Source organism: Kurthia sp. Dielmo, from assembly GCF_000307285.2.
Taxonomy (GTDB): Bacteria; Bacillota; Bacilli; order Bacillales_A; family Planococcaceae; genus Kurthia; species Kurthia populi.
Window position 1 is genome coordinate 587,236 of record NZ_HE578957.1, and the last position, 10,873, is coordinate 598,108.

Genomic DNA, 10,873 nt, shown 5'->3' on the forward strand with positions numbered 1-10,873 from the left:
CGTAATTGTGACATTTTTTGCAGATACCGCTTTACTAACAGGCTCTGCTTTAAATGCAATACGTTTTTTCGCTGATTCTTGCTCACCAGCTGCTTGTGCTGTAATGGCGATTTTTCCTGCTTTTTTGCCTAATTGTTTTACTGATAATTTCATTGTGGATGACGTTGCTGTCATTGTTGCCAGCACCGCGCTACCACGAGAAATACGCACTATATCGCCTTTTTTCACACCTTTTACCGTTACGGTATCACTTTTCGCTACACGGTTTGTTGCCGTAGCACTTAATGTACGCTTCGTTTTTGGTGCCGCAGTTGAAATCAATGTCGACGCATCAAATTTCAAATCCATATCATAATAGTGATCGTAATTGATTTCTGCAACGACAATATGGAACTTCGCTTGAATGCCATTTGCGATTACATCTTTGCCGCTAATCGTTAATGTTGCCGTACCATTTGCATGACGTTCAAGCGGGATTTCATTGCCATTTTCATCGATAATGTCTTGATAGCTCGAGCCATTTAGCAATGAAATTTTCACCGTTTCAATACCATCTTGTACCGTCAATTGTGCTGTTGAATTCATATTCGCTTGCGTATTTTTTGATACCTCACCCTTATAATACGGTGCTACCTGTACCGTATATGCCCCGTTATCGATTGTTGCTGCCTGTGCCGCTGCTGGTGTCAACGTTAGCGTTGCTGGTGTAATTGCTGCGACACTAAGTGCTGCCGTCAAACAAAATGTAGACCATTTTTTCATATGATTCGCTCCTTTTAAAAAAGCGGACTCCTCATGTGAGCCCACCACAACGTATTATTGTTCTTTCGAGAATTTTACTGTTGTTTTTGCACTAATATGCTTGCCATCCTGAATGCGCGCCACTGAAATTTTACCGGTTGCTTTACCTAATTGCTTAATGCTGATTTTTGTTGTTTTGCTTGTTGCTGTCACTGTTTTCAGGGATTTACCCGCTTCATTGTAGACACGAATTTTTTGACCTTTTGCTGTTCCTTTTACCGTTACAACATCTGCTTTACCTTTGTTGTTTTTTACGCTAATTTGCGTTTTCGCAACTGTTTTCGCTACAGGCTCTGCTTTGAATGCTACGGCTTTTTTCGCTGATTCTTTTTCATCTTTCGCTTGTGCTGACACATAGACTTTACCAGCAGCTTTACCTAAGCTCACACCTGAAATGCGTAAGTATTCGCCAGTTGCTGTCGCTGTTTTAAGCATCTTGCCTTTTGCATTGTAAAGACGTACCGTATCACCTTTTTGTAAACCGTATACTTTTACGATATCGCTCGCACCTTTTGCATTGCTCACTTTACCTGATAATGTACGTACTGTTTGTACCTCTTCTGCTAAAGCTTTCTCGGCAGCTTCTACTACTGTCTTTTGAGCCGCTACATTTGCATAGCCTGCTAAACTAGCTAGGTCCGCACGCTCTGTTAAGCCTGCTGCTACCGCTTTTGCAATCGCTGCTTGTGCTGCTTCTAGCTGTACTTTTGCTTCTGCTAACTGTGCTTTTGTTGTGATTGACTCTGCCGCTGTAAATGTTAATTTACTAAATGCGTCCGCTGCTTTTGTTGTGAACGGTGCTTTGTATGCTGCAATCGCCTCTTGTTGTGCTGCATAGACTGCTGGTTTTACGAATGCTGATTCGTCTAAATTCGAAGCTTTTGCAGACGCTACAATATTATCGACTGCTGAAATTTGGGCTGTTGCTACTTTTAACTCTTCTGCTGTTGTAATTGGTGCTAATTTAATAGTCGCAATCGCTTTATCGAATGCTGCTTGCACTTCTGCAACTGTTGGTGTGAAATCAAATGTGAATTCATGCGACATCACGCCCATTGGACCTGCTGTGTATGCAATTTTAATCGTTGGATCTTCTTCTAATGACGCAATTGTAAACGTCACTTTTTGTAGGTCTTTATCTGTTGCCCCTTTTTCTAGCACAACATCTTTACCGTTTACTTGGAATAATGTGAATAGACTGCTAACATCCATTGTTACTTTATATACATCGCCATCTTTGACAACCTCTGTGTTCGCAAACATTGCGTTATAGTTTGCTGTTGGAACACCTTTGTATAAAATGGTTGGTGTTACCGCTGTTGCCTGCGCTACTTCAGTAGTTGCTGCAGTTTCCTCTGCATGTGCCATTGTTGGTGCAATTGCTGATAATGCGATTGTTAGTGCAATTGGTGCTGTGAATAATTTTTTATACATGTCAATAAAACCCCTTTTATTATGTAAGTTACTAACAGTTTAACAAGGGTATTTTTGAAAAGTAAACATCTAATTGAAAATAATTATCATTTTCAAATAGATAATCGAATTTCGTTGTTTTTTACCATTTTTCAGGTGTAAAATTAGCTATTTACACTATTTATTCAGTATGCACCGAACTTTTTTTCTGTCAATTAAAATTTCAATAAAAAAAGACATGAAATTCATGTCTTAAAACGTTTTCCAAAATAATACAAAGAACACCATTGTAATAATCGCAAATACTGCAATCATGACCTTTTTACGAATATCTAATGGCATAAAACGTAATGTTACCATTAACACCGCAACGAATGACGATTGCCCACGATGAATCGCGTTCTTCTCGTCTCCTTCATCTTGCGCTGTCCATTTTGTTGTATCATACGTCAATTTTAAAAACGTCAATGCAACAAGTAAATAGATAAAGCCTACCACATTATTTCCTCCGTTCTACCTTCACTTATTGTAGAGAAAAATAGGTATATTTTCAATGATTAGCAATGACGATAGATGGCTATTTGTTTAGGTGACTAAATTATAAGAACGTTTTTCACTTCATCTATCAAGTAGTTAGTTTCCTATTTATTGCATGAAAAGAAGTATGCAGTTGAAATTATCTGGATTCAAACACCAGTGCTTCGAGTCGTTTTGTTCATTCCGACTCGACGAAGAACACCGCTTATTTTCTCAAGGAAGATAAGCGTCCAGCGAACTTATCCGGATTCATCGACTAGATTCTTGGGTCAAATCACTTCTTCCTACGCGGCTAGACACCGCTTGTCAGAAGCTTTATTTGCCCTTCGAATCTGAACGAGTCGATTCATCACTTAAATAAAAAAAGACCAACTTGTCCTCTGCCAAGTTGGTCCGGGTATAATAGCGGCTGAGTGTTCATCCCCCTCTGTGGACTACGACTCAGTGAACTCCCTATTAGCTTGCATGATCATTGACGTTCTCTGACGCCTTTTAATGATTGTTCGTATTTATTAGTCTGCTAAAAGTGACACAAGTACAGCTTTTTGAGCGTGCATGCGGTTTTCAGCTTGATGGAAAATATATGAATGCTCTGGGTTATCAATAACAGCAGCTGTTACTTCTTCCTCGCGGTGTGCTGGTAAGCAGTGTAGGAACATATAATCTGGTTTTGCATGTGCTACTAATTCCTCGTTAATTTGATAGCCTTCGAAGTCTTTTAAGCGTTTCGCTGCTTCTTCTTCTTGACCCATTGATGTCCACACATCTGAGTAAATAACATCTGCATCTTTTACGGCTTCAACAGGATCTGTTGTCACCGTTACGGTACAGCCATTGCTTGCGGCAATTTGTTGTACTTTAGCGATTACTGCTGGATCTGGTTCATAGCCAACTGGTGCAGCAATAACTGAATCTATACCAACATGTGCACAAGCCGCTACTAATGAATGCGCTACGTTGTTACCGTCACCGATATACGCAACTTTTAAGCCTTCAAATGAGCCTTTTACTTCAGCAATTGTTTCAAGGTCAGCTAATGCTTGGCATGGATGTGACACATCTGTTAAGCCATTGATTACTGGTACTTTTGAATACTGTGCTAATTCTTGTACCATTGTATGTTCGTTTGCGCGAATCATGATGCCATCTACATAGCCTGATAGTACAAGTGCTGTATCGTGAACTGTTTCGCCACGGCCGATTTGTAAGTCGCGGGCATTCATGTACATGCCTTTACCACCTAGTTGGTGCATACCGACTTCAAAAGAAACACGTGTACGAGTTGAGTTCTTTTCAAAGATCATCGCTAATGTTTTACCTTCTAATAATTTAGGTGAACCTGATTCTTTTGTGACAATTTTCATTTTGATAGCTAATTCGACAAGCTGTTTGATTTCATCGCTTGTGTAATCAACTAATGACAATAAGTGTTTGCCCTTTAATGTATGAACGGGTTGTAATTCAATTTCTTCTAGTAATTTCATTTGTCATCGCTCCTAAACGTTTAACTTTATGTACCTATCATACAACTGTATATTTATGAAGTCAACTGCATTTTTATGTTTTTTCTAAAAAATTTTAATTTTTGCATTTCAAAAGCGCTATAAACATTGATTTAACAACATTTATAGCGCTTATTATTTTTCTTTTTTATTTTCGAATTTCACATTTCATTATGCAAAATATACTGTTTATACACTTTATTTTGTATATTATTCATCTTTCAGGCGTTTCACATACAATAGATACGCGGCGATACAGGCAATAATCGTCCAAATCGAAATGTTCATAATAACAGCTGGCGCACCTTTTTCACCTAAATCAAGTAGTAGTAGCTGTGCACTCGGTAAATAATCCGCTACTTTTAAAAATGGAAAACGGTCAGCAAAGCTGCTTAGCATACTACCTAATGAGAAAATAAATAGTACAGGTAATACTGTCAATGTTGCTTCCATTACTGATTTCGCATACAGACCACAAATTGTACCAAGCGCAATAAATAAAATCGTCATCAGAATAAGGGCTATTGTCATCGGTGCATCCGGTACAAAATCCATCACAAAGGCAACTACTGCAATAATAAATGCCGTCATCACAAATACTAAACTGCTTTTACCAATTAAAATATCTAGTGGCGATGCCGGAGTTAAGGTCAGTGAACGCAAGGTATTGCGCTCTTTTTCCTCCGCAATTAACGTTGCCTGAACAAACGCTGTCAACATACCAAATGTTAAGTTTAATACGACAATAATGAATTCTTTTTCAAACATGGCGGCAAAAATAATCGGTGCCAATAACATAATCGAAATCGCATAATTACGTGTAAACTCTTTATAATCCTTCATAAAAATAGCCTGTATTCGTCTTATCGATAGATTCATATTAAATCACTCCCCGTTACTTTCATAAAAATATCACCTAGCGTCGGTTCCTTCGTTAAAATACGCTGAATCATTCCCTGACGCATCCACTCACTTACCTTTGTAGCTGTTTCTTCACCATTTAAGGCTAACTCATGTGAAGCGCCACCTTCTAACTCAACAATCATCAATTCCTCGCGGTACTGTGCCTTTAGTTCCTCTACGGTACCAATCGCTTGAATCAGACCATCATGTAAAAAGGCTACACGGTCACATAAATTTTCGGCTTCAGCCATATCATGTGTCGTTAAGAAAATGGTCGTGCCCTGCTCATTTAACGCACGTAATCCACGATAAATATGTGCCGTATTCGCTGGATCTAATGCTGAAGTCGGCTCATCTAAAAAAAGAATTTTTGGCTTATGCATAATGGTGCGGGCCAATGTTACACGCTGACGCATCCCTTTTGATAAGTGCGTGACACGTTTTTTTCGATGCTCTGATAAATTAACAAAAGCAAGTGCCTCGTCCACCGCTTCCTTCGGCAAATTATATAAATCCCGGTATAACACTAAATTTTCTTGAATCGTTAGCCGTTCATATAGACCACTATTATCTGATAGCACACCGATTTCTTGACGCATCGCAGGCTTCGTCATATCTTTTAACGAATGTCCTAGTAACGCCCCAGTCCCCGCATCTGGACTAAGTTGTCCCGTTAATAATTTAATTAACGTCGTTTTCCCTGCACCACTCGGACCAAGAAAACCAAAAATTTCACGTTCTTTAATCGAGAAGGTTACATCATTTAATGCGGTTTGCTGCTTAAAATGCTTTTGAATATGCTGTACATCAACTGCTAGCATGTCGCTCACTCCTTGTATTGTTTGTACCTCAACAATACGCAACAAAAGCCCATCTGACCGCTTTTTTTCGCTTAACAGTAGCAAATACCGGCTGAATGGTACTTATTTTTCCGTTAAGAAGTTTCCCGGGAAATTAAATATGTAGCAACTCTTTCAACTCTTGCAGTTTTGCTCTTGATAACGGCACAACAGCTTCTTTCCCTGTTGATAAGCGTAAGCTATAGCTATTTTTTGTCCACGTAATAATCTCACGTATTTTTTGCAAGTTGACAATATACGAGCGATGACAACGATAAAAGCCATAGGTCTGCAATTTCGCTTCCATTTCTGTCAGCGTCATTTGGCATATATAGCTCTCACCCGCCACATGGACATGTACAACACCTTCAATACTCTCAATAAAATCAATTTCAGGTGGATTAAATAAAATAACTTTATCATTTTTCTTCGTCTTAATTTTCTTGACAACAAGTGGCTTTGAATTTTCTTCAACTACCTCATCCGCGTCATCCGAAATATCCATACTATGTAATCCTGTCTCATCTAAACGATAAATTTCGTCACAAGACAATAAATCCTCTAAATTAGCCGATAAAATCACTATGTTTTTATGTTGTAAATCCTCAAACAATTGAAGTCCTTTTTGTCGTTCTGCATCCATTAATTCTAAAAAAGGTTCTTCTACAACAATTAATTGCTGTTCGGCAAAGCCTATGCGTAGCAACTTTAAAAAGGCTCGTTCACTTTCTGATAGTGAGCCTACCTTCATACGTTTTATTTCTTCTAGTTGATAACGCTTTAGCCATTCTTTGTCCTGTTGCTTCGTCGTGCTCAATTGGCATAAAAACCGTACTGTCTCACGAACCGTTAGGCGCTCATAGTCTCCCTGATTCGCTGTGAAAATATAGCCTTCTCTATTGGCTAATTGCTGCAACAAGCTTTTTTTGCAGGCAACATTCGCATGAATGCCGATAAGTCCCCGTTTTATTGGTAAATGAAATGCTGGATAAATGATTTTTTGATGTTGAATCACTGTTGGAATATTCATGGATGGCCCCTTTCTTTTTCAATATTTTACCACAAAAAAAGAACTAGCCTGAAAGCTAGTCCTTGTTCTAATTAATCAAATGTAATGCGTTTCACTGTCTCAGCATCTAATTTTTTAATAACGGCTACAACTAAATCTACCGTATTATCGAAGTCATCACGATGTAAAATACCTGCATGTGAGTGAATATAGCGTGTTGCGATGCCGATTGATAATGCCGGTACACCATTCATCGTTAAATGAATTGATCCTGCATCCGTACCACCGCCAGGAATTGCCTCGTATTGGTATGGAATATCATTTTCTTCCGCTGTCTCTACAACTAATTCACGTAGACCGCGGTGTGACACCATTGAGCCATCATAAACGATGATTTGTGGTCCTTTACCAATTTCACTTGCTGCTTCTGATTTCGAAATTCCCGGTGTATCGCCTGCAATACCAACATCAACCGCAAAACCGATATCTGGATTAATTTTATGTGTCGCTGTTTTTGAGCCACGTAAACCGACTTCTTCTTGTACAACACCACAGCCATACACTACATTTGGATGCTGTTCATCTTTTAAGCGTTTTAATACTTCAATTGCAATCGCACAACCAATACGGTTATCCCATGCTTTTGCTAATAAATGTTTATCATTTTTCATGACAGTAAATTCGAAGTATGGTGCAATCATATCCCCTGGACGAATACCCCATTCTTTTACTTCTTCATCTGATGTAGCACCTACATCAATAAACATATCTTTAATTTCATACGTTTTTGACCGCTGTGCTGCCGGTAAAATATGTGGTGGTTTTGAACCGATAACACCGACAATTGTTTCCCCTTTTGATGTCACGATTTGAACACGTTGTGCAAGCATGACTTGACCCCACCAGCCGCCTACCGTTTGAAATTTAATAAAGCCTTTTTCCGTAATTTGCGTTACCATAAAGCCGACTTCATCTAAATGTCCAGCCACCATAATTTTTGGACCATTGGCATCGCCGACCTTCTTCGCGATAACTGAGCCTAAATTATCATGGTCGATTTCATCCGCATAAGGTGTAATGTATTTTTCCATAACCTCACGTGATTCTTTTTCATTTCCCGCAATGGCGCGTGCATCTGTTAACTCTTTTAGCATGTGCAATGTTTCATCTACTTGTTGTGTCATCTTCGCATCCCCTTTATTTTTACTCATTCTTACTAATTATACTACGAAGTCCGAACTATCACATTAAAAAAACGACTCAGTATTACTAACCGAGTCGCATTCGATTAAAATTTGCCGCTTGAACCAAAGCCTGCTTCCTTACGATCTGACTCTAAATTTACAGGGCCTTCTTCCATCGTAATATTCATGACAGGTGCAATGACCATTTGAGCCATTTTCATGCCTTTTTCGACGATAAATTGTTCTTTCCCGTGGTTGATTAAAATAATCTTCACTTCGCCGCGGTACCCTGCATCAATTGTACCTGGTGCATTTAATACTGTCACAGCATGCTTCAGTGCTAAACCGCTACGTGGACGTACTTGCGCCTCTGTCCATTCAGGTAATTCCATACGAATTCCTGTAGCGATGCCACGTGATTCACCTGCTGGAATTACTACTTCTTCATTTGCAAATACGTCAAAACCCGCATCACTTGCATGCGCCTTATATGGAAGAATGGCATCTTCCGTTAATTTTTCTACTTTAAACGTTGTCACTGTCTTCACTCCTATCCCCTTTATCGTAACGAAATTCGATGAAAAGAAAAAGACTTGAATAAAAAAAGACTGCACCTTTTTAAGTACAGTCCTTCGTTTTAATAATAAAGTGCTTTTTCTGCCCCAACAATTGAATGATCCGCTAACACAAATTTCGGATAGCCATTTGATGTGTACACAATACTTTTCACAGCAAGTGATGTGTTTGCTGCAATTGTATTTGTAATCGATGCCTTGCCAAAGTATAACCCATCGTAGGCATATGTCGATGACTTCGTTACAACTTGCTCTGGAATCTCTGTATAGAACTCATTAATATTCGATGCCACTTTTTGCATAATCGTTTTCTTCGCTGTCATATACTGCCCACTCGTTAATTTCAAACGTGGTACCCCACCACTTGAATATGTCACAGCAGCTACTTTAATAATTTTATTTTTTGGAACGGCTTCACCACGTGTAGATGTACTAAATGCCATTGTTTTGTATTTATACTCATCTTGCTTCACTAATACTGCATTGACATGATCTACAGATGTATAATAGTTTACTGGTGTCGCAGAATCTTTTACTTTTTGAACAACTGTTTTCTTTGCCGTCACATAACGACCATTTGAAAGTTTTAAACGTGGTGTACCACCAGCTGTATAGGAAATATCATTTACTTTAACAGCTTTGCCCTTTTCGATCGCATCTGCTTTTTTTGAATCTGTAAATTCAACACTTGTAAATGTCGCATTCGATTTTTTTAATAATGCATAGTTCACCTTATCTTTTGCTGTGTAATAATCATCCACGTCAATCGCTGGATTTACTTTTAAAACATATTTTTTGTTTGCTGTAATATAGCGTCCATTTGAGAGTTGTAAACGTGGTGTCCCATTAGCTGCCTTCACTACACGTTTTACTTTCACAATGTCACCTTTTTTAAGTGTACCTTTTTTCGTTTTTAATGCCGTTGTTGTAAACTGTGGAATGGACTGCTTTGTCACAATTTTACCTGGGTTCGTGTTGTAATAAGTCGTTGTTGTCGGCTTGCTTACTTGTGTCACCGATTCGCCTGTAAAGAAGCTTAGTGACACGCCTGATGCAAGACGATTTAAATCAACACCACCTGAAATCCCCGGCACACGTCCACTATCTGTATACTGCCATAAATGATGCGCATGACTAGGTTTTTGTGAACTATAACGCGGGATCCAAACAAAATCGAAATCTGACGTCTTTAAATTTAATTTACTATATAAGTGATTGGCTACATATAAGCCAACTTTTTTATTTGATAAGCTTCGTAATTCATCTACATAAGCCTCAACAATTGCACGCATTGTGTATGGTGTGCGCTCATTTGTAAATTCCTCTACATCTAACACATAAAATTTTGTGTTTTTTGAAGCACGATTATAAAAATTACGCGCCTCTGCACGTGCACTTGCAGGTGTGCTAGCTAATACATATGAATAAACACCAAATGGCACATCATACTTTGTTGCACTCTTTTCATACGAATCATGCATATAATCTTCCATGCCTGACCCGTACTGTGTACGAATAATGACCAAGTCTAAAGCCTTAGATGCTTTTGACCAATCAATATTTCCTTGCCACTTTGAAATATCTGCAATGACAGGACTTGTCGATAATGGTTGAATAGCAGATTTCGGTGTCTCCGGACCATACTCCCAAGGCACTGTACTTTCTGGTTTTGCTGTGTTTACATGCCCATCATTTTCTGCTGTTAATGTTTTTGCAGCAGCTTGCTCATATCCAATAAAAGAAATCGCAGCAATAATTAAGCACACAACAAAATACTTCACTTTTCCCATATTACACTTTCCTCTCTCAAAACAATTTAGTATAAATGACTTAAAACTATTAATAATATAGTACCATTTATACTCTTTTTTTACTTTAACAAAATGGTTACAAATTTATTACAATAGCTAACAACTAATTCCACATTATAACATAGTTAGTAGAAACATTGGAGAATGCACAGGATTTTTGCCACGCAAAGAGGCTTTGATATACGTATAAAAACAACCGTTCATATGAGCATAAAAAAACCGGAATCGCGCTGTAGCGCGGTTCCGGTTTTTCGTTGCGAACGCTAAAAAAGGAAAATGACGTGTTTTGTCCCAGCCTC

General features: G+C 38.5%; 11 protein-coding genes. All 11 read right to left on the bottom strand.

What is annotated here, in order from left to right; translation table 11 throughout:
• A partial coding sequence (locus tag KTHG_RS07810) for an NEAT domain-containing protein (RefSeq protein ID WP_186439526.1) occupies nt 1-762 on the bottom strand: 762 nt, incomplete at its 3' end.
• Between the two features lie 54 nt (nt 763-816).
• Nucleotides 817-2,235 (bottom strand): hypothetical protein, encoded by a 1,419-nt coding sequence (locus KTHG_RS07815; RefSeq protein WP_139992587.1) that lies wholly within the window; start codon nt 2,233-2,235, stop codon nt 817-819.
• 231 nt (nt 2,236-2,466) lie between these two features.
• A complete protein-coding gene (locus tag KTHG_RS07820; RefSeq protein WP_126989246.1) occupies nt 2,467-2,712 on the bottom strand; it encodes a hypothetical protein in 246 nt (81 codons plus the stop codon).
• A gap of 551 nt (nt 2,713-3,263) precedes the next feature.
• Nucleotides 3,264-4,235, bottom strand: coding sequence for an ornithine carbamoyltransferase (gene argF / locus KTHG_RS07825; RefSeq protein WP_139992589.1), 972 nt, complete (start codon nt 4,233-4,235; stop codon nt 3,264-3,266).
• A 228-nt stretch (nt 4,236-4,463) separates the two neighbouring features.
• Nucleotides 4,464-5,132, bottom strand: a complete 669-nt coding sequence (locus KTHG_RS07830; protein ID WP_139992591.1) for an ABC transporter permease family protein — start codon at nt 5,130-5,132, stop codon at nt 4,464-4,466.
• Nucleotides 5,129-5,977 (bottom strand): ABC transporter ATP-binding protein, encoded by an 849-nt coding sequence (locus KTHG_RS07835; protein WP_139992593.1) that lies wholly within the window; start codon nt 5,975-5,977, stop codon nt 5,129-5,131. Before KTHG_RS07835 ends, KTHG_RS07830 begins: the two co-directional genes overlap by 4 nt.
• Nucleotides 5,978-6,110: 133 nt before the next feature.
• Nucleotides 6,111-7,025 carry a LytTR family transcriptional regulator DNA-binding domain-containing protein gene (locus tag KTHG_RS07840; RefSeq protein WP_139992595.1) on the bottom strand — a complete coding sequence of 305 codons (915 nt, stop codon included), beginning with the start codon at nt 7,023-7,025 and terminating at the stop codon, nt 6,111-6,113.
• A 71-nt stretch (nt 7,026-7,096) separates the two neighbouring features.
• Nucleotides 7,097-8,188 carry a M42 family metallopeptidase gene (locus KTHG_RS07845; RefSeq protein ID WP_139992597.1) on the bottom strand — a complete coding sequence of 364 codons (1,092 nt, stop codon included), beginning with the start codon at nt 8,186-8,188 and terminating at the stop codon, nt 7,097-7,099.
• A 104-nt stretch (nt 8,189-8,292) separates the two neighbouring features.
• Nucleotides 8,293-8,727 carry a dUTP diphosphatase gene (dut, locus tag KTHG_RS07850; RefSeq protein ID WP_126989240.1) on the bottom strand — a complete coding sequence of 145 codons (435 nt, stop codon included), beginning with the start codon at nt 8,725-8,727 and terminating at the stop codon, nt 8,293-8,295.
• A 98-nt stretch (nt 8,728-8,825) separates the two neighbouring features.
• Entirely contained in the window at nt 8,826-10,553 is a 1,728-nt protein-coding gene (locus KTHG_RS07855) for a DUF5776 domain-containing protein (protein ID WP_139992599.1), read from the bottom strand.
• A gap of 135 nt (nt 10,554-10,688) precedes the next feature.
• Nucleotides 10,689-10,873: hypothetical protein (locus KTHG_RS21615; RefSeq protein WP_222424334.1), on the bottom strand; the 185-nt coding region annotated here is incomplete at its 5' end.